A 19078-nucleotide genomic window follows, 5' to 3' on the forward strand; every position below is an offset into this window, starting at 1 on the left:
TACGAATATGTCGGCCACGGCCAAGAAGGGCGCCGCTAAGAAAGACGGCGCCAACCAGCCTTTCATCTACAGGCACTATGATCAGGAAAAGCTGCGCGATGCGCTGCGCAAGATGTATCTAATCCGCCAGTTCGAGGAAGGCGCTGAAGAAAGCTACATGCGCGGCCTGATCCACGGCACGATGCACCTGTCCATCGGACAGGAAGCAAGTGCTGTCGGCATTTGCCTCGGGCTTTCCGACGAAGACCAGATCACCTCCACGCACCGTGGCCATGGCCACTGCATCGCCAAGGGTGCTGACGTTTCGCGCATGTTCGCCGAGTTCTTCGGCAAGACCACGGGTTATTGCCGGGGCCGTGGCGGCTCCATGCACATCGCCGATGTGTCGACGGGCAATCTCGGTGCAAACGGCATTGTCGGCGGCGGCCTGCCGATTGCTGTCGGTGCCGCGCTCACGGCCAAGAAGATGAAGACCGGCAATGTTGTCGTCTGTTTCTTCGGAGACGGTGCAAACAACGAAGGCGCGTTCCACGAGGCGCTCAACATGGCGGCCATCTGGAAGCTGCCGGTCATCTTCGTTTGCGAGAACAATGGTTACGGCATGTCCACGTCCGTCGCCCGCGCGACGGCGGTTCCCAACATTGCCGACCGTGCTTCCGCCTACGCAATGCCGGGCGTGATCGTCGACGGCAATGTCGTGTCCAACGTGGCCGAGGCCATGCATGAGGCGACCGAGCGCGCGCGCAATGGCGAGGGACCGACGCTCATCGAGTGCAAGACCTATCGCTATCGCGGCCATTCCAAGAGCGACCGCAACCGCTACCGCACGAAGGAAGAGATCGAAGAGTGGATGACCGAGCGCGATCCGATCGAGGCGTATGAGGCCGAACTCGTCGAGTTCGGTGTCATCGACCAGAACGGCATCGAGGAAATCCGCGAATCCGTCCGCAAGGAGATCGAGGCCGGCATCGAGTTTGCCAAGGAAAGCCCGATGCCCGAAGTCGCCAATCTTGAGAAATACGTCTACACGGAGCAGGGCCTGATGGACGCGCAAGTCGAGACAGCCACGCGTGAACTGAGCTACGCGCAGGCCATCCAGGAAGCCATGGCGATTGCCATGGAGCGCGATGAGCGCGTGTTCCTGATGGGTGAGGATATCGGCGTTTATGGCGGTGCCTTTCAGGTCACCGGCGATCTGGTCGAGCGCTTCGGAACCGACCGTGTGATGGACACGCCGATTTCAGAGCTGGGCGGCGCAGGTGTGGCCGTCGGCGCAGCCGTGACCGGTATGCGTCCGATTTTCGAGTTCCAGTTCTCCGATTTCGCCACGCTCGCCATGGAGCAGATCGTCAACCAGGCAGCCAAGATGCGCTACATGCTGGGCGGTGCCGTTTCGGTGCCGGTCGTGATGCGCTTTCCGGCTGGTTCCGGCACGGGTGCTGCCGCACAGCACAGCCAGAGCCTCGAAGCATGGCTTGGCCACGTGCCCGGCCTGAAGGTCATCCAGCCGGCCACCCCGCACGATGTGAAGGGCATGCTGCTTGCAGCCATCGAGGATCCCGATCCGGTGATGATCTACGAGCACAAGCTCCTCTACAAGATGAAGGGCGAGGTGCCGGAAGGCTATTACACGGTGCCGATCGGCAAGGCCGAGGTTCGTCGCGAAGGCGCCGACCTCACCATCGTGGCCACGTCCATCATGGTGCACAAGTCGCTGGATGCTGCCAAGCAGCTTGCCGAAGAGGGCATCGACGTCGAGGTCATCGATCTGCGCACGATTCGCCCGATGGATCGTCAGACGATCATCGACAGCGTGTGCAAGACATCGCGTCTGATGTGCGTTTATGAAGGCGTGAAGACGCTTGGTGTTGGTGCGGAAATTTCCGCCATGATCGCCGAGAGCGAGGCTTTCGATTATCTCGATGCGCCGGTTGTTCGTCTGGGTGGTGCGGAGACGCCGATCCCCTACAACCCGGAGCTGGAGAAGGCGACGGTTCCGCAGGTCGATGGCATCGTCAAGGCCGCCCGCGATCTCGTGACGGGAGCGCGCTGACATGGCTGTTGAAGTCATCCTGCCCAAGGTCGACATGGACATGTCGACCGGCCGCATCTCTTCCTGGCTTGTCGAGGAAGGCGCGACCGTGAAGAAGGGCGAAGTCCTGTTCGAGATCGAGACCGACAAGGCGGCCATGGAGATCGATTCTCCTGCCGCCGGGATCGTTCGCAACATCACCGGCAAGGAAGGCGTCGACATTGCCGTCGGTGAGGTGGTCGCTTGGATCTATGAAGAAGGCGAAGCCGTTGCCGATGCGCCGGCTGCCGCGCCGGCCGAAGCCGTGGCCGAAACGCCGGCCAAGGCAGAAGCACCGACCCCGGTTGAGGCTACCGCGCCGGTTTCTCCTGCTCCGGCAGCAAATGCGGAAGCGTCGGCAGGCGTTCGCGCCTCTCCGCTTGCACGCCGTATGGCGAAGGAGGCCGGGCTCGATCTTTCGGCGATTTCGGGCTCCGGTCCGAAGGGCCGGATCGTCAAGGCCGATGTGGAAGCGGCTGAAAAGGATGGTGGCGCGAAAGCCGCCGAGTCAGCACCCGCTGCCGCTCCGGCACAGCCGGCCATGTCCGACGATCAGGTCATGAAACTGTTCGAGGAAGGCTCCTACGAACTGATCCCGCATGACAGCATGCGCAAGACCATCGCGCGCCGTCTGGTCGAGGCGAAATCCACCGTCCCGCATTTCTACCTGACGCTCGACTGCGAGATCGACGCGCTTCTGGCGCTGCGCAAGCAGCTCAACGATGCCGCGCCGAAGGTGAAGACCGAGGATGGCGAGAAGCCGGCTTACAGGCTGTCGGTCAACGACATGGTCATCAAGGCCCACGCGAAAGCGCTTGCCATGGTGCCGGAAGCGAATGTCTCCTGGACCGAGAGCGCCATGGTGAAGCACAAGAGTGCCGATGTGGGCGTTGCCGTGTCGATCCCGGGCGGACTGATCACGCCGATCATCCGCCGCGCCGACGAGAAGACCCTGTCGGCCATCTCCAACGAGATGAAGGATCTGGCCACGCGGGCGCGCTCGCGCAAGCTGAAGGCGGAAGAGTATCAGGGCGGCAACACGGCCGTTTCCAATCTCGGCATGTTCGGCATCAAGGACTTTGCCGCCGTCATCAACCCGCCGCATGCGACCATCCTTGCGGTTGGTGCTGGCGAGCAGCGGGCCGTGGTGAAGGAAGGCGAGGTGAAGGTTGCAACGGTGATGTCGGTGACGCTTTCGACCGATCACCGGGCGGTGGACGGGGCGCTTGGCGCCGAACTCCTCGCCGCCTTCAAACAGGTCATCGAGAACCCGATGACCATGCTGGTGTAATCGGCATTCCCGGCTGGCTGAGGGGCTCGTGGCCGGGAAAGCAGGGGAGCGCAACGTTGTCTTTGAAGGCAGCGCACGCTTTTTGGGGAGTGGGGCAATTCAGGTTCCCCGACCAGATGAGGCAGGGAACCTGAAAGACAATACGCCGAAACGGGTGGCTTTGACCGATAGGTGTTGAGCCGGCCCCGTTGCGATCTCAGACTTTGACCGCGCAACTTGGCGCTGCCTGGATCATCACGGGCAGCGCCTTTTCTTTTGGTCGAGCTTTCGGCCTTAAAACTCGCCAACCGTCTCGTGGATGAAGCCGCGCTTCACCAGCTCCGCCTCGATGTCGTTCCAACTTGAGCAGATGGCGTGAGCACCCGCCGAAGCGAGTTTTTCAGCGTGACCATCGAATGTGTGGCTCCCGCCGGTGAAACCGATCGCGGTCATGCCGGCCGCAACGGCGCCCTGCACACCGAATGGCGAATCCTCGATGACGACCGAGGAGGAAGGCTCGCCACCAAGCTTCTCTGCCGCGAATAGAAAAATATCAGGAGCCGGCTTGCCATTCTTCACCATCGATGTGCTGAACACATTGTCGGCAAAGAACTCCGAGAGGCCGGTAACCGCGAGGCTGAGTTCAATGCGTTCCATGGACGACGACGACGCAACGCAACGCGCGGTTTCGAGATTGCGCAGGAATGGCAGGATGCCACGCGTCGGTTCCAGCTCGGTTTCAAGAAGCGCTCTGGTTTCGGGCCAGATGTCGTCGGACGCGTGCGGTGGGAACGCAAGACCGGTCAACTCTTCGATGCGGACAATGATGTCGGCCTGTTTCATGCCGATGCACTGGGTGACCGTCTCGCGGCCCAATGCCAGGCCGTGCTTGTTGTAGACGCGTTCATAAGCGATGGCTGCGAGCGGTTCGCTGTCGACGAGGACACCGTCGCAATCGAATATGATCAGGGGCTTGCTCATGGAAACTCCGGAGTTCTGGGAGAAGGTTGATTTCTGAGGGCGTTGCTGCCGCGCTCAGGCGACGGAATCAGGAAAGATGGAAGGTGCCTCGATGCTCCTGCGACCGGCTTCTATTGCGTTTCGCATGGCCAGTCGACCTTCAACCAGATCCGGCGCGATCCAGTTCGGCTCGGCTCCGAGAAACCGGTCGAGAAAGGCAACGGCATTTGAGGGCATTTCGCGCGTGTTCTCGCGATACGACCACCAGGTGCGCAGGTCGTCTGCACAGCGGTCGAGCTGTGGCGCCCTGCCGAACTCCTGCTCGAAGATCGCTGCAATCGCGCATACGCAGTAATTTGTATAGAGAAAGCCCTCTGGCCAAAACTCAACGATTTCAGCCTTGCCGGTGCGGTTTGTGGTACCGCGGCCGGGACCTGCCGTTGCCGGCCCTCGCAGGATCATTTCCTTGAGGGCAAGTCCCGCCGCATAGACGATGAAATCGGCGCGGTCGAGCCGGGCGAATGCCTTGCGGGCATCCACCATTTCAACCCAGTCGAGAAACACGCGGGTCAGCGTTTCCTCGCTGATCTCAAAGGTGACACCATAATGGTCGGAGACGGCCTTTGCGTTGGCGCGAAACGTCGCCCGAAACCAGCGTAGCTGACGCAGCCGATGGCGCAGGTCGGGCATGACGGCAAGTTCGTTCTTGAAATCGAGATCCACCGGTGAACTCCTTCGCCGGAACTATAGTATGCTGCCGCCGGGTGCCAATCAAATTTGCGGTGGCGCGCTGGCGCGAAGGAATATACAATTTGACATTTCAAAAAACAAATGTTCTTAGTTTTGGACTGATGGTGTGTGAAGTGCGTACGCTCGGGATGAGCGTTTCGGGAGGAGTCGCCTGATGGCACTGTGGCAGTGGGGGCTTCTGCTCCTCGCGGTCGTCTGGGCTTTGCAGTCCTACGGCGTGTGGATGCAGATGCGACACTATTCGGATGTCTTCAAGGGCATCACCGGGAAATACACGGACGGCTTTGTCGGAACGGGTGCGTTTCACGGCCGCTTCCTGAAGCGTGGAGCGATTGCGATTGTCGTGATCGCGCCGGATCTTTCCGTGCGCCGCATCCTCACCATGAGCGGACGCTCCGTGTTTGCTAAATTCAAGCGACATGAGGAATTCGAGGGCATGGCCCTTGATGCGCTGCGGGCTGAGCCGGCTATCTTCGGAGAAGACAAGCCCGGCCTTACTGCGGCAATCACGCAGGCGGTGGCGCAGATAGACCGTACGCGTGCGGGGGATGAACCGCCGCTGCGGGACTCTCTGGCCGCAACCAACGCATGACATTCGGGACTGCACGCTCACCGGGGCTCAATTACGGGCGTGAGCAGAAGAGAGAGGGAGGACAATGTCTGTCATTTCACTAATGGCCCAGCATGCCGACACGGCAGTGCAGGGGCTTCAAATGGCCGGGACGGTGGCAGGCGATGCCGCCCTCACCGGCAAGCTTGCTGCCAAGGCTGCAGCCAACGACCTCGTCGTGCTTGCACAGGCGGGCAGCGACATCTCCGTTGAAGAATTCCGGCAGAAGCTGGATTCCGTCGCCCAGGAAGAGCAGCTCGGCTGGCTCACTGCTGCCGGCAAATATTTCATCGGAATTTTCCAGAAGGGCGGCGAGGTCTTTGCCGGCTTTGTCACCGGAATCATCCCGACTCTCGTTGTGCTGATGACGGCTTTCTATGCCATCACCGAACTGGTGGGCGAGAAGCGCGTTCATGGGCTTGCCCAGAGCGCCGGCCGCATCGCTCTGACACGCTACACGGTTCTTCCCGTGCTGGCAGTCTTCTTCCTCACCAATCCGATGGCCTACACGTTCGGATCGTTCCTCGAGGAAAAGCACAAGCCCGCATTCTACGACGCTGCGGTTTCCTATGTGCATCCGCCGCTTGGCCTGTTCCCGCACATCAACCCGGGCGAGTATTTCGTGTGGGGCGGTATCCTCGTCGCACTGCTTGAGCTTGAGAGCCAGGGCGTGGTGCCCGGTGGTTACCACATCACCGTGGCCATCTGGTACGCGCTGGTTGGCCTCGTTGTCATCCTGCTCAAGGGCATGCTGACCGAGAAGATCACCGCCATCATGGCACGCCGCCAGGGCGTTGAGCTCTAGGGGAGGGGCAGGACATGGCTAAAACATACAAAGCAGTAAAGATCTCGAAGGGCTCCTCCGGCTGGGGCGGTCCTCTGGTGATCGAGCCGACGGCTCAGCGCAACAAGGTGGTGTCCGTCACGGGTGGTGGCATTCATCCGGTCGCACAGCGCATAGCCGACATGACCGGCGCCGAGGTTGTCGACGGTTTCAAGAGCCCGCCCATCGAAAGCGAGATGGCAGTGGTTGTGGTCGATTGCGGTGGCACGGCGCGTTGCGGCGTGTATCCCCGCAAGCGCATTCCGACCGTCAATCTCACGCCGGTCGGCCAGGCCGGGCCGCTTGCCCAGTTCATCACAGAAGACATCTATGTCTCTGGCGTCACGCCGGAGTCCATCGAGATGGCTGATGGCAGCGAAGTTGCGACGGTTGCCGGCGGCGCTTCAAGCGCCGGTGATGCCTCCGAACAGGCAAGTTCGGCCGCTGCGGCCGTGGAACCCACCAGCGAAGGTGGCCTTGTGGGGCTTATCAGCAGTGTCGGTCGCGTCATGGGGCGTGTTGTCGGCATCTTCTTCAATGCCGGCCGCCGGACCATCGACCAGGTGGTGCGCAACGTGCTGCCCTTCATGGCATTTGTGACGATGCTGATCGGCCTGATCCTCTACACGGGCATTGGCGACATTCTCGCCCAGCCCATGGGTCCGCTGGCCAACAACATCATCGGGCTGCTCATCATCTCGGCCATCTGCGGTCTGCCGTTCCTCTCGCCCATTCTCGGGCCGGGCGCGGTCATTGCGCAGGTGATCGGCGTGGCGATCATCGGTCCGCAGATTGCCAATGGCACGATTTCGCCAGCCATGGCTCTGCCGGCGCTGTTTGCCTACAACACGCAGGTGGGCTGTGACTTCGTGCCGGTGGGCCTCGCACTGGGTGAAGCGAAACCGAAGACGATCGAAATCGGTGTTCCGGCGGTTCTGATCAGCCGCCAGATCATGGGTCCTGTTTCGGTGGCGCTTGCCTGGGCGGTCAGCCTGGTGGTGCTTTAAAGATCGGGAATGGCGGTCGTCTTCCGGCGGCCGCCGCTCCCACAACAACAGTTTGCATGGAGTTTTCTTGTATGTCGGTGTTTCTCAAAACGCGCATTACCGCGGTCGGTCCGGAAGTCGCGGATCTGGCAGAAGGCGGTGTCCTGATTCTTTTCGCTGACGGTGCGCCGGAGGAACTTGCCGAGGTCTCGGTGCTTCATGCGGTGGAAGAAGGTCCGAGCGATGCCGGGCCCGTTGCCGGCACGCGTGTTTCCATCGGCGAAGCGGTGACCGCCGAGATTACTGCCATGGGCGAAGCCGCATGGAACAAGGTGCGCGAGATCGGTCATGTCGTGGTGAACTTCAACGGCGCGACGGCGGTTGAGCGCCCGGGCGAGATCTGCGCTTCCGTTGTGGAGCCGGACAAGCTTGTTGCCGCGCTCAAGGCTGACACCATCATCACAATCGGCGCCTGACGCCGCAACGAACTGAAAAGATACGAGATCGGTATGGAACGCTCGACCATCGTCAGAGTGCAGGACGGCCTGCACGCCCGTCCAGCCACCCGCTTTGTGCGCCTCGCCAAGGGGTTTGAGAGCGACGTGGAAATCGTCAAGGGTGAAAAGGCCGTGAGCGCCAAAAGTTCGGTGAAGCTCATGTTGCTGGGCGTGAAGGAGAATGACGAAGTCTCCATTCGTGCCGATGGCGCTGATGCTATCGAAGCTGTCGACGCACTCATTGCCTATCTGGAAAACCCGATGTCGGGAATCGAGGAAGGCGCTGCGGAGAGCGCGCCGCAGGCTGCAGCACCGGTCGAACCGGCACCCGCGCCCACCACGGTCGAGCAGTCAGAGGCCCCCGCCGATGGCAGTCTGCATGGCATCGCGGCCAGCGCCGGTCTTGGGCTGGGCCCGATTTTCGCGCATTTTCCGCAGCAGATCGAGCCACGCAACGAGACCCTGCCCGCCAGTGAAATAGAGCCGGAGAAAAAGCGCTTCGAGGAGGCCATTCTGCGCCTTCAGGAGAAGCTCGATCACTCTCTGGCGTCCGATGGCATGCAGGAGAGCGATAGAGGGATTGTTGCCGCTCTGCGCGACATCGCTTCCGATGATGCGCTGCGCGACGAAACCCTTGCTTCGATCGATGGCGGTCTCGACGCGGTTTCCGCGGTGATTGCGGCCTCTTCGCGCCTGGCTGACGATTTCCGCAAACTGGAAGATGCCTATATGGCAGCCCGGGCCGAGGATATGGAATCCATTGCCCGGCAGATTTGCCTGACACTGCTTGGGCAGGAAGATGCACGCCTCGACGACATTCCCGAAGGTGCGATCCTTGTGGCCGAAGATATCGGTGCATGGGACCTGGCGCGTGCGCCGCTCAAGCGGCTTGGCGGCGTGGTCTGCGGTCATGGCGGTGCGACCTCCCATGTGGCGATCATCGCCCGCACCCATGGCATCCCTGCAGTGCTCGGTCTTGGTGAAGCAGTGAACCAGCTGCGCGATGCTCGTGAAGCGGCAATCGACGGCCACAGCGGTCAGGTCGTCGTCGAGCCGGACGAAGCAACCCGCGCACGCTTTGAGAAAATGATCAATGCGGCCACGCGCGAGAAGGAGGCGCTCAAGGGCCTACAAGGATGTGGTGCCGCGGCGGGCCGACGGCACGGTCATTCAGGTGGCGGCAAATCTCGGTTCGCTCGAAGAGGTGGAAGCTGCTCAGGAAGCCGGCGCAATGGGCGTTGGCCTGTTCCGCACCGAGCTGCTGTTCATGCGCCACATGCATCTGCCTTCCGAGGACATGCAGGCGGAAACCTACGCCGAACTTGCACGCGCATTCCCGGAGTACCCGGTAATCGTCCGCACGCTGGACATCGGCGGCGACAAGCCAATTTCCGGCGTCGAATTCCCTGAAGAAGAGAATCCTTTCCTCGGCTGGCGCGGCATTCGCATGTGCCTCGACCGTCCGGACATCTTCAAGGTTCAGCTCCGGGCCCTTCTGCGCGCGTCAGTCCATGGCAATCTGCGGGTGATGCTGCCCATGGTTTCGGATGTCGAAGAGGTGCGCAGGACGCGCGCGCTCATCGATGAATGCGCCGCCGAGCTCAAGGCCGAAGGTGTGGCATATGGCGAGTTTCCGCTAGGGGTCATGATCGAGACACCGGCTGCCGTCTTCGGTGCTGCGGCATTGGCAAAGGAAGTTTCGTTCTTCTCCATCGGCACCAACGACCTGACACAATATGTGATGGCGGCGGACCGTCTCAACCCCGCAGTTGCCGGTTTGAACGATGCCGCTCACCCGGCGGTGCTGGCGGCTGTCGAGCATGCAGCAAAGGCTGCCGTCGAGGCCGGCATCGAGATAGGCATGTGTGGCGAGGCGGCTGCGCGCGAAGACCTGATCCCCGAATTCGTGCGCATGGGGCTGACCGAACTGAGCATGAGCCCGGCATCCGTGCAGGCAACCAAGAAGCAGCTCTCGCAGATGTTTGACAGCGCAGCCTGAGGCCGGGCCGAAACTGCGGCCCTACGGCAGGTGTTCGAGCAGGCTGGCGAAAACGGCTGTCAGATCTTCGATGGGCTGATCTGCTTCGAGGCTGCGGGCCATTCGCCCGCAGCGCGCAGCGACGGCCATCACGGCTGTTTCGAGCAACTCGGCAGGTTCAAGGCTGGCATCAAGGTCAGACAGCGCCGATGCAACCAGCCCTGGAGCGAAAATGGCGACCGCGTCTTCCAGACTCTGCTTTGCCGGTGATGGTGCCGGCTCGTTTAGCGCATGACGGCAGAGTTCTTGCAGAAGTTCTGCAAGGAGGCCTGCAAACAGCGGTCTCAACGCATGCGGTCCCGTGGCCCTGCGCAGGCGAAACAGGATGTGCCCCTGCCGTAGACGGATTGTTTCATGGGCCTGGGTGAAGGTCGTTTCGCGAAGGAGGTGTGATGCGGCGCTTTTTCGTCGCGCGGCCACACGTCTGGCGATCGGATACATGTGCTTGCGAAAAGCACGCTCGCCATTCTCGCCATTCGCGTTGAAATAGTCTGTTAATGGCAACAGGACCAGTTGGTCTTGAGTGTTTCCCGGACGCGCTGTGCGCGAAGCGGTTTCGGCCAGCGTCAGCGTGTCATCGACAACGCTGACAGCCCGTCCAAGCAATCCTTCCAGATCGGGTCGGTGTCGCTCACGGTCCAGTTGGTCATACTGGTCGTGGCGATGCGCCCGCATAAAATCGCGGATGTCTCTCAACCGGTCGCGAAGGTGTATAGTCAAGTCTTTCGAGGTATCGCGAAGCATTTGGCAGTCCCAGGAGATCAGTTTTCTACCGGCGGGCATTGACCGGATGGCGACATCATTGTTTTGGTCTTTCCGGAAACCAAGCGCGATGCTTGAAACCGTCCAGGGGACATTAGCAGGAAAACCAAATGAGCAAGGCGAAAATGCACAAGCAGCCTGCACGACGGCCTGCCGGTACGACCAGTTCCGGCGAGATCGCCGTTTCTCCCGCCAGGGGAAGTGTGACCAGCAAAACCGACCGGCTGCGCGTGCGTGCCGCATGGATGTATTTCGTCGAGCAGAAAACGCAGAACGAAATCGCCGAGATTCTGGGCATTGGGCGTGTCAGCGTGGTGCGCATGCTCGCGGACGCGCGCGCCCGCAACGAGGTCAAGATCACCATCGAGGGTGACCTTGCCGAAATCACCAGCATGGAGCGCGCGCTTGAGGAGCGGTTCGGTCTGGAACGCGCTGTCGTGGCGCCGCTCTCAGACCCTGATGCCGACCCCATTCCCGCCATCAGCGCTGCTACGGGAAGCCATGTTTCGGATGTGATGTCATCCGATATGTCGGTGGGGGTGGGCTGGGGGCGCACTCTTTTCGGCTCGCTTCCGTTCATCCGGGCGCGGCCACTCGCCGATTTCAAGGTCATTTCGCTGCTTGGCGGTGTTGGCGTTGCTCGCCGATTCAACCCGGCCGAATTTGCCTGGCGGTTTGCGCGTGCGTTCCAGGGCGACGGGTATCTCATTCCTGCGCCTGCGGTGGTGGACAGTGTCGAGACCAAGGCAGCGCTGATCGAGCGTTGCGGTTTACACGAGATCCTCGCATTGGCCGACACGCTGGATGCGGTCATCATCTCTGTCGGCGGTCTGGCATCGGCCACCACATTCTACCGTGGGGGCTATCTCTCGGAGGCCGTGCGCGAGGCGCTGGAAAACCAGGGAGCCGTTGGAGACATTCTCTACCATTTCTATGACCGGGACGGGCAACTCGTTGACCACCCGATCAATGAGCGGGTGATGTCGGTCGATGTGGACCGGCTGCGCCGCGCGCCCATGCGCATTCTCACCTCTGGCGGTGAAGACAAGATCGAAGCGCTGATCGGCGCCATGAAACTGGTGGAGCCCACGGTTTTCATTACGGATGAAGAAAGTGCCCGCAGAATGCTGTCGTTGGCGTAAGACCGGGCGGGGGGTGCCGCGGTGACTGAAATCCTTCTCTGCTCTATGTGAAATCTTCTTCAAGCCGTCTATAAACGGTTGGGATTTCATGTCCTTTTGATTATGAGGCTGACAGGGCCCATGGGGAGAACGCAGTCAACGATGGTAGACAGGTTTGCGCGGCGCTTTCTGCCTTCCTTTTCGGTCTTACGCAGCTTCGCTTCCGCAGCGCGTCACCAGAGCTTCACGCTTGCAGCGGAAGAACTGAATCTCACGCAAAGTGCTGTCAGCCGCCACATACGAGACATGGAGACTGCGCTGGGCTTCAGTCTTTTCCGCCGCGTGGGGCGCCGGGTGGTGCTTACGCCCGCCGGCAAGAATCTTGCCGATGCCCTCGACGATGATCTGAGCCGAATCACCCAGACACTGCACCGGGCAATCGCCGCCGGCATGTCGGGCGCCACGCTCAATGTGGCCAGTCTGCCGACGTTTGCCGCACGCTGGCTCATACCGCGCCTTCCGGAATTCGAGAAGCTGCATCCCGGCATCGGGATCAATCTGACAGCCCGGATCAATCCCTTCGATCTCGCGCATGAGCGGTTCGATGTGGCGATCCATTTCGGGCGCGAAAACTGGCCCGATGCACGTCTTACAAAGCTGTGTGACGAAGCGATGATCGCAGTTGCATCGCCGCGGTTCATTGAAACGCACAATGTGACGGGGGCGGAAAGCCTTCTCGATGCGCCGCTTTTGCACCTGCAAAGCCGGCCGGGGGCATGGTCGGACTGGATGCGCGAGGCCGGTGTTGGTGATGTGCCGGCGCTACCTGGCAAGCAGTTCGATCAGTTCACCATGGTGATTGCGGGCGCAATGGCCGGTCTTGGGGCAGGACTTGTTCCGGCCTATCTTATCGAGGAGGAGCTTCGCTCTGGCATTCTTGCGCAGATTGGCGATGCCGTACTTGCGACCCAGAACAGCTATTTTCTCGTGCAGCCTCTTGGCGTTGAGAACCCGTCTGCAGATGCTTTCGTGTCCTGGGTGATAGCGCAGGTCTGAGGCCCGACGGCGACGCCGGATATGCTCAATCTGCAAGATTTTATGGGAGATACATGATCGTCGATCATGAATGCAGTCCGATTTTCCGTTTTCAATCGGCTTCGGCTCTTCCTACATTCCAGCCAGGGGCCGGTCCGGCCGCGCGGCATTCTGCTGCGATTTTCGTGATGAATATTATGAGGGAGCGAAGCACCCATGAACGTCAAGAATGAAACAAGCGAGCTTTTGAAGCGGCTCGGCGTCGACGAGAAAGCTTTTACGGGTGGCGATCTGACCGTGCGGACGCCGGTGACCGGCGAGGAAATTGCCGCAGTCACTTCGATTTCGGCTGACGCTGCGGGTGCTGCCATTGAACGTGCACACACGGCTTTCAAGGCATGGCGCAATGTTCCCGGCCCGCGCCGTGGCGAACTGGTGCGTCTGCTGGGCGAGGAACTGCGCGCCTCCAAGGACGATCTCGGCCGTCTGGTTTCCATCGAAGTGGGCAAGATTCGCTCCGAGGGTCTGGGCGAAGTTCAGGAGATGATCGACATCTGCGACTTTGCAGTTGGCCTTTCGCGTCAGCTTTACGGCCTGACCATCGCCACCGAGCGCCCCGGTCACCGTATGATGGAGACCTGGCATCCGCTTGGCGTGGTCGGTGTGATCTCGGCCTTCAACTTCCCTGTCGCGGTCTGGTCGTGGAATGCGGCACTGGCGCTTGTCTGCGGTGACAGTGTGGTGTGGAAGCCGTCTGAAAAGACGCCGCTGACGGCACTCGCCTGCGAGGCCATCTTCAAGCGTGCCGTCGCGCGCTTCGGTGACGATGCACCCGCCGACCTGCTCACCGTGCTGATGGGCGACCGCGCCGTCGGTGAAGTCATGGTCGACCACCCGAAAGTGCCGCTTGTCTCGGCCACCGGCTCAACCCGCATGGGTCGCGAGGTTGGTCCGCGTCTGGCCAAGCGTTTCGCCCGCGCGGTTCTGGAGCTTGGTGGCAACAATGCCGGCATCGTCTGCCCCTCGGCAGATCTCGACATGGCGTTGCGCGCCATTGCGTTCGGCGCCATGGGCACTGCGGGACAGCGTTGCACCACGCTGCGTCGCCTGTTCGTGCATGAATCGGTCTATGATGAGCTTCTTCCGCGCCTGCGCAAGGCCTACGAATCGGTCTCCGTCGGAAGCCCGCTCACGACCGATGCGCTGGTTGGTCCGCTGGTCGACAAGGCCGCGTTCGACAACATGCAGAAGGCGCTCGAAGAGGCGAAGAAGCTCGGCGGCAAGGTTGTTGGCGGCGCGCGTTTCGACAGCGGCGATGCGGACGCCTATTACGCGCATCCGGCTCTGGTCGAGATGCCGGAACAGGCAGGTGTCGTACTGGAAGAGACATTTGCCCCGATCCTCTATGTGATGAAGTACAGCGATTTTGACGATGCGCTGGAGCAGCACAACGCCGTCGGTGCTGGCCTTTCATCCTGTGTGTTCACGACGGATATGCGCGAAGCCGAGGAATTCCTCAGTGCACGTGGCTCGGACTGCGGTATCGCCAACGTCAACATCGGAACTTCCGGCGCTGAAATTGGCGGCGCGTTTGGCGGCGAGAAGGAAACCGGCGGTGGCCGCGAATCCGGCTCGGATGCATGGAAAGCCTATATGCGCCGCGCCACGAACACGGTGAACTATTCCAAGGAACTGCCGCTCGCACAGGGCGTCTCGTTCGACATCGAGTAGGGCGAAAACCACGGCAACAAAAAGGGCGGCTCCGGGCCGCCCTTTTCATATTCGGCTGCTGGCCGGGATCATTCCATGCCGAGCGCGGCCTTGTAGAGGTCGATCATTGCCTCTTCTTCCTGCCGCTCCGCCTGGTCTTTCTTGCGCAGCCGCACGATGCTGCGCACAGCCTTGGTGTCGAAGCCGTTCGCCTTCATCTCGGCATAGACTTCCTTGATGTCCTCGGCGATCGTCTTCTTGTCTTCTTCAAGACGCTCGACACGCTCTATAAAGGCGCGAAGCTGGCCCGCGGCCACTGTATCGGCGGTCTCGGTCGTGATGTCGTCGGCCATGCAAAACTCCGGTCGATTGTTCGAAAGGCCCGCGAGTCGGGGCGTTTGATTATGGCAGGTTCGATGCCTCAGCTGCGCCCGGTGGTCAAGGCATTTGCTGTTCTGGAACCGTCTGCTGCTGCCAGCCGGGTGTTTCCTTAATGATCCTTCGGCCGGTTTTCCTCGAATGCCGCCTTCTGCTGAGCCGTCGCTTCGGTCTGGTGTCTGGCGCGCCATTCGTCATACGGCATTCCATAGATGATCTCGCGCGATTCTTCCTTGGACAGTGCGATGCCCTCTGCCTCTGCCGCATCCCGATACCAGTTCGACAGGCAGTTGCGGCAAAAACCGGCCAGATTCATCATGTCGATGTTCTGGACATCGGTGCGTGCACGCAGATGCTCGACCAGACGGCGAAACGCGGCGGCTTCCAGGTCCCGTTTCTTTTCATCGTTCAGCGTGGTCATGGCGTCCTCCTTTACGGCTCGTCGTTCCGCGATCCAAAATGCATGGTCCTGTGCATATCGGGCCGCGCGTTGATGGCTTCAAGCATGGGGGCGAGTTTCTCCGCCCAGGCCGCCGCGCCTGCCTCATCGGCAATCAGATCCTGACGGATCTCGATCAGCGCGTAGGGAAAACCTCTCATCGTCGCATGCGTGTGCATTGTGTCCCCGGGATAGGACCCGTCATAGGGCTCATTGTCCCCGACGGTGAGATCTCCCTGTGCCCGCAGCATCTCGATCAATGGTCCTGCCGCGCGGTCGTCCCTGTCCCACAGAACGCCCACCTCCCATGGTCGCCACCGGCCGAGCAGGAAAGGCGTGAAAGAATGTATCGAGATGAGCACCGGGGCCTGTCCCGTGGCGTCCTCGACTTCTTTCGCTGCAGAAGCCAATGCCCTGTGATAAGGCAGGTAGTAGCAGTCGATGCGGGTTTGCCGTTCTGCGGCGCTCAGTGGATAGTTTCCTGGTATGATGGTCCCGTCATAAAGCTGGCGGACGAGTGTCGGATCGTCGAGGCCGCGATTGGGATCGATCAGGAGACGCGAGAAACCACAAAGAATTGCCGGTACGTGCAGTTTCGCTGCGAGAATGCGCGTTACGGCCTCCACGCCGATATCGTAGGCGATATGGCGTTCCAGTTCGGTGGCCGGAATGCCCAGCGTGCCGTAATGGTCTGGCAGAGCGCGGCGGGCATGATCGGCGACAAGCAGGAGCCCTTTCGCCGAATCACCGGGCAGAAACTCGAATGGCGATGTGAAGGCGATGGCGCTCATGAAATGAAACCGGACAGCCGGTGCTGTAATTAAATGCCGACTGATTGCCGGGTAACTCCGTAGTTTCACGATGCCGCCTGTCGCGCAAGTCTATCGATGAAATGATACGGTGGAAGCCGATGTCGCGTTGACAGGCGCCCGGACATTGCCGAAAAGGAAAATATGCTCAGGTCGAATTCAATGTTGTCAAAAATACTTCGACGGGCGTCGCTCGCAAAACACCGGATGGTTGGGCTGTCAGTCGTTTCGGCCGGTCTGGTGTTTGCGGTCCTGGCGCCAACACCTGCATTTGCCGATTTCCGGGTTTGCAACTCGACCCAGAACCTCGTCGGTGTGGCGATCGGATACCGCACCGCTTCCGGCTGGATCAGTGAGGGGTGGTGGCGCATCGAGAAATCGAGCTGCAAGACCCTGATCGAAGGTCCTTTGGAATCCCGATATTATTACCTGTATGCGGAAGACGCGGCGAGCGGTGGACGCTGGGAAGGGGAGGTGCAGATGTGCGTTGCACTGACCGAATTCAAGATTGCCGGCACCAATGATTGTTTTGCGCGGGGCTTCCAGCGTGCCGGATTCCAGGAATATGACACCCGCGAACAGGAAAACTGGATGGTGGATTTGACCGACGGACCGGCAGAAAACAGCACGTTGACGAATTCGGATGCTTCGCAATGAGGCGCAATCGCAAGGTCAAGATTCTCGCCACGCTCGGTCCTGCCTCCTCCGAGGAAGAAAGCATTCAGCGGCTGTTCGAGGCAGGTGCAGACGTGTTCCGCATCAATATGAGCCATGCCAGCCATGATCTGATGCGCACGCTGGTGGGGCGAATCCGCTCCGTGGAAAAGAAAGTCGGGCACCCTATCGGCATCCTTGCCGATCTTCAGGGACCGAAACTTCGCGTCGGCACGTTTGCGGACAAGAGTGTCGAGCTTTCGGTTGGACAGGCTTTCACGCTGGATGCAGATCCTGCGCCCGGCAACGACAAACGGGTTCATCTGCCTCATCCCGAAATTCTGAAATCCGTGGAACCCGGCCACCGCCTTCTGATCGATGATGGTCGGCTTCAGCTCAAGGCCGTCAAGAATGATGGCAAGGCAATCACCTGCGAAGTGGTTGCCGGCAACAGGATTTCTGATCGGAAAGGCGTGAGCCTTCCCGACACGGACCTGCCGATGGGCGCGCTGACCGCCAAGGATCGCAAGGATCTCGATGCGGTCCTGTCTTCCGATGTCGACTGGATTGCGCTGTCCTTCATTCAAAGACCCGAGGATCTGGCCGAGGTGCGCAAGGTCGCACGGGGGCGTGCTGCGCTTCTTGCCAAAATCGAGAAGCCGCAGGCCGTGAAGCGTCTGGCGGAGATCATCGAGCTTTCCGATGCATTGATGGTTGCACGTGGCGATCTCGGGGTCGAGATGCCGCTTGAGGCCGTTCCGGGCATCCAGAAGCAGATCACGCGCGCCTGCCGCCGGGCGGGCAAGCCTGTCGTGGTGGCCACGCAGATGCTTGAGTCGATGATCTCGGCTCCGGTTCCCACACGTGCCGAGGTTTCGGACGTCGCAACCGCCGTGTTCGAAGGCGCGGATGCTGTCATGCTTTCGGCAGAATCGGCGGCGGGCGAGTATCCCGTGGAGGCCGTTGCCACGATGGACTCCATTGCCACCAAGGTGGAGCAGGATCCGACATATCCGACGATAATCAACGGTCAACGCACGGAGCCCGAGCCAACGGGTGCGGATGCCATTTCCATGGCCTCACGCCAAATTGCCGAGACACTCAATCTTTCGGCGATCATTTCCTACACCTCCTCAGGTACAACGGGGCTGCGTGCCGCACGTGAGCGCCCACATGTACCGATCATCGCGCTTTCGCCGGTTGTGGAAACGGCCCCGCCGCCTGTCCCTGGTATGGGGCACGCACTGCGTGGTTACGGAGGATGCTGCGGATCTCGATGACATGGTCAACCGTGCCTGCCGCATCGCCTACGAAGAGGGCTTTGCCAAACCGGGCAATCGCGTGATTGTGACCGCCGGTGTGCCGCTTGGAACCCCCGGCGCGACCAACATGCTGCGCATTGCCTATGTCGGATCGGACGGTCTGGGCGGGATCTGAACCCTGTTGAGACATAAGCATGACCGGCGAGCCTGGCTCGCCGGTGGCTGCCGTGTGTAGAGCCCCCGCCTGTTCTCCCGCGTTCAGCTTGCGAGGGGGGAGAGGCGCCCCTGACGCCGGTCAGATGCCCTGGCCGTCCAGCTCGTCGGATATCTCGGCTATTGCGCTCTGTGCGCTTCGCAGCATGGGATAGATCTCCAGAACCTTTTCATAGGCGGCAAGGGCCTGCTCATCGCGCCCGCTTTGTTGCAGAATGCGAGCCAGGCCTGCCAATGCTCCGAAATGGCGTGGCTCCAGCTCCAGGGTTCGCGAGATGTCGGCCATGGCGCGGGCATGGTCATTCATCATGAAGTGCACCGTGGCGCGGCGATTCCATCCTTCCGGGTATGTGGGAAACAGAAGGGTAACCTGATCGAGGAAATCCAGAGCGACGGAAAACTTCTCCGCCTTGATTGCATCGTTCGCCCAGCCCATCAGGAGATTGGCTGTGTCGCTGTCGGAATCGGACAGGGCCCTGCCGATGCGCAGGGCTATGCGACGAGCGGCCTGCTCGTTTGGTTCTTTTTTGAGGGTTTGGAAAAGCGCATCAAGGCGCGTCTGACTTTCCTCTGCCGCTTTAGGCAGTGATTCGCCAGGGCGAGGCTCGTCCTCGGCCTGAGCGGCCGCCAGACTCGCCAGAAAGGCAATCGAAAAGGCAATCAGGAATCGCACCATGCCGCGATAATAAG

At 60.8% G+C, this 19078-nt stretch carries 17 protein-coding genes and 3 pseudogenes; 13 read left to right on the forward strand and 7 right to left on the reverse strand.

Going from position 1 to position 19078, the window contains the following annotated elements; translation table 11 throughout:
- Positions 1 to 7: 7 nt before the first annotated feature.
- The 3 genes and pseudogenes from AB2N04_RS03725 to AB2N04_RS03735 form a co-directional block, all read left to right on the forward strand.
- A pseudogene (locus AB2N04_RS03725) lies at positions 8 to 1036 on the forward strand (thiamine pyrophosphate-dependent dehydrogenase E1 component subunit alpha); the annotation flags it as partial.
- 6 nt (positions 1037 to 1042) lie between these two features.
- Positions 1043 to 2053: an alpha-ketoacid dehydrogenase subunit beta gene (locus AB2N04_RS03730; protein ID WP_367718728.1), complete on the forward strand. Its 1011-nt coding sequence runs from the start codon at positions 1043 to 1045 to the stop codon at positions 2051 to 2053.
- Position 2054: 1 nt separating this feature from the next.
- Complete coding sequence (locus AB2N04_RS03735; protein WP_367717144.1) at positions 2055 to 3362, forward strand: pyruvate dehydrogenase complex dihydrolipoamide acetyltransferase; 1308 nt, start codon at positions 2055 to 2057, stop codon at positions 3360 to 3362.
- A 273-nt stretch (positions 3363 to 3635) separates the two neighbouring features.
- Here AB2N04_RS03735 and AB2N04_RS03740 read toward each other — a convergent pair whose 3' ends face one another.
- Together AB2N04_RS03740 and AB2N04_RS03745 are read right to left on the reverse strand one after the other, a co-directional pair.
- Positions 3636 to 4322: an HAD family hydrolase gene (locus AB2N04_RS03740; RefSeq protein WP_367717145.1), complete on the reverse strand. Its 687-nt coding sequence runs from the start codon at positions 4320 to 4322 to the stop codon at positions 3636 to 3638.
- 54 nt (positions 4323 to 4376) lie between these two features.
- Positions 4377 to 5024 (reverse strand): hypothetical protein, encoded by a 648-nt coding sequence (locus tag AB2N04_RS03745; RefSeq protein WP_367717147.1) that lies wholly within the window; start codon positions 5022 to 5024, stop codon positions 4377 to 4379.
- Between the two features lie 181 nt (positions 5025 to 5205).
- Here AB2N04_RS03745 and AB2N04_RS03750 point away from each other — a divergent pair, with 181 nt between their 5' ends.
- The 5 genes and pseudogenes from AB2N04_RS03750 to ptsP all read left to right on the forward strand — a co-directional run bounded on the left by AB2N04_RS03750 (position 5206) and on the right by ptsP (position 9966).
- Entirely contained in the window at positions 5206 to 5643 is a 438-nt protein-coding gene (locus tag AB2N04_RS03750; RefSeq protein ID WP_367717148.1) for a transcriptional regulator GutM, read from the forward strand.
- A gap of 64 nt (positions 5644 to 5707) precedes the next feature.
- Entirely contained in the window at positions 5708 to 6466 is a 759-nt protein-coding gene (locus AB2N04_RS03755) for a PTS glucitol/sorbitol transporter subunit IIC (RefSeq protein ID WP_367717150.1), read from the forward strand.
- Positions 6467 to 6480: 14 nt separating this feature from the next.
- On the forward strand, positions 6481 to 7491 hold the full coding sequence (locus tag AB2N04_RS03760; protein WP_367717152.1) for a PTS glucitol/sorbitol transporter subunit IIB: 1011 nt from the start codon (positions 6481 to 6483) through the stop codon (positions 7489 to 7491).
- A 71-nt stretch (positions 7492 to 7562) separates the two neighbouring features.
- Entirely contained in the window at positions 7563 to 7946 is a 384-nt protein-coding gene (locus AB2N04_RS03765) for a PTS glucitol/sorbitol transporter subunit IIA (protein ID WP_367717153.1), read from the forward strand.
- A gap of 33 nt (positions 7947 to 7979) precedes the next feature.
- Positions 7980 to 9966 (forward strand): annotated as a pseudogene (gene ptsP / locus AB2N04_RS03770) (phosphoenolpyruvate--protein phosphotransferase).
- Positions 9967 to 9987: 21 nt separating this feature from the next.
- On the opposite strand, the gene AB2N04_RS03775 reads toward ptsP, so the two are convergent.
- On the reverse strand, positions 9988 to 10749 hold the full coding sequence (locus AB2N04_RS03775; protein WP_367717154.1) for a hypothetical protein: 762 nt from the start codon (positions 10747 to 10749) through the stop codon (positions 9988 to 9990).
- 128 nt (positions 10750 to 10877) lie between these two features.
- On the opposite strand from AB2N04_RS03775, the gene AB2N04_RS03780 reads away from it, so the two are divergent.
- The 3 genes from AB2N04_RS03780 (at position 10878) to AB2N04_RS03790 (ending at position 14654) form a co-directional block, all read left to right on the forward strand.
- Positions 10878 to 11909 carry a sugar-binding transcriptional regulator gene (locus AB2N04_RS03780; RefSeq protein ID WP_367717155.1) on the forward strand — a complete coding sequence of 344 codons (1032 nt, stop codon included), beginning with the start codon at positions 10878 to 10880 and terminating at the stop codon, positions 11907 to 11909.
- A 141-nt stretch (positions 11910 to 12050) separates the two neighbouring features.
- Positions 12051 to 12944, forward strand: a complete 894-nt coding sequence (locus tag AB2N04_RS03785; protein ID WP_367717156.1) for a LysR substrate-binding domain-containing protein — start codon at positions 12051 to 12053, stop codon at positions 12942 to 12944.
- Between the two features lie 195 nt (positions 12945 to 13139).
- Positions 13140 to 14654: an aldehyde dehydrogenase family protein gene (locus AB2N04_RS03790; protein WP_367717158.1), complete on the forward strand. Its 1515-nt coding sequence runs from the start codon at positions 13140 to 13142 to the stop codon at positions 14652 to 14654.
- Positions 14655 to 14722: 68 nt separating this feature from the next.
- Here the strand turns inward: AB2N04_RS03790 and AB2N04_RS03795 are convergent, their stop codons facing one another.
- The 3 genes from AB2N04_RS03795 to AB2N04_RS03805 form a co-directional block, all read right to left on the reverse strand.
- Positions 14723 to 14986 carry a DUF2312 domain-containing protein gene (locus AB2N04_RS03795; RefSeq protein ID WP_367717159.1) on the reverse strand — a complete coding sequence of 88 codons (264 nt, stop codon included), beginning with the start codon at positions 14984 to 14986 and terminating at the stop codon, positions 14723 to 14725.
- 137 nt (positions 14987 to 15123) lie between these two features.
- A complete protein-coding gene (locus tag AB2N04_RS03800; protein ID WP_367717161.1) occupies positions 15124 to 15432 on the reverse strand; it encodes a DUF1244 domain-containing protein in 309 nt (102 codons plus the stop codon).
- A gap of 11 nt (positions 15433 to 15443) precedes the next feature.
- A complete protein-coding gene (locus AB2N04_RS03805; protein ID WP_367717162.1) occupies positions 15444 to 16241 on the reverse strand; it encodes an N-formylglutamate amidohydrolase in 798 nt (265 codons plus the stop codon).
- Between the two features lie 225 nt (positions 16242 to 16466).
- Here AB2N04_RS03805 and AB2N04_RS03810 point away from each other — a divergent pair, with 225 nt between their 5' ends.
- Positions 16467 to 16916 (forward strand): DUF1036 domain-containing protein, encoded by a 450-nt coding sequence (locus tag AB2N04_RS03810; RefSeq protein ID WP_367717164.1) that lies wholly within the window; start codon positions 16467 to 16469, stop codon positions 16914 to 16916.
- A pseudogene (gene pyk, locus AB2N04_RS03815) lies at positions 16913 to 18350 on the forward strand (pyruvate kinase). Before AB2N04_RS03810 ends, pyk begins: the two are co-directional and overlap by 4 nt.
- Positions 18351 to 18470: 120 nt before the next feature.
- On the opposite strand, the gene AB2N04_RS03820 reads toward pyk, so the two are convergent.
- The gene (locus AB2N04_RS03820; RefSeq protein WP_367717165.1) at positions 18471 to 19064 is read right to left on the reverse strand and encodes a tetratricopeptide repeat protein; all 594 of its coding nucleotides are present in this window, start codon (positions 19062 to 19064) and stop codon (positions 18471 to 18473) included.
- Positions 19065 to 19078: the final 14 nt, after the last annotated feature.

The organism is Nitratireductor sp. GISD-1A_MAKvit, from assembly GCF_040819555.1.
In the GTDB taxonomy this organism is placed as follows: Bacteria; Pseudomonadota; Alphaproteobacteria; order Rhizobiales; family Rhizobiaceae; genus Nitratireductor.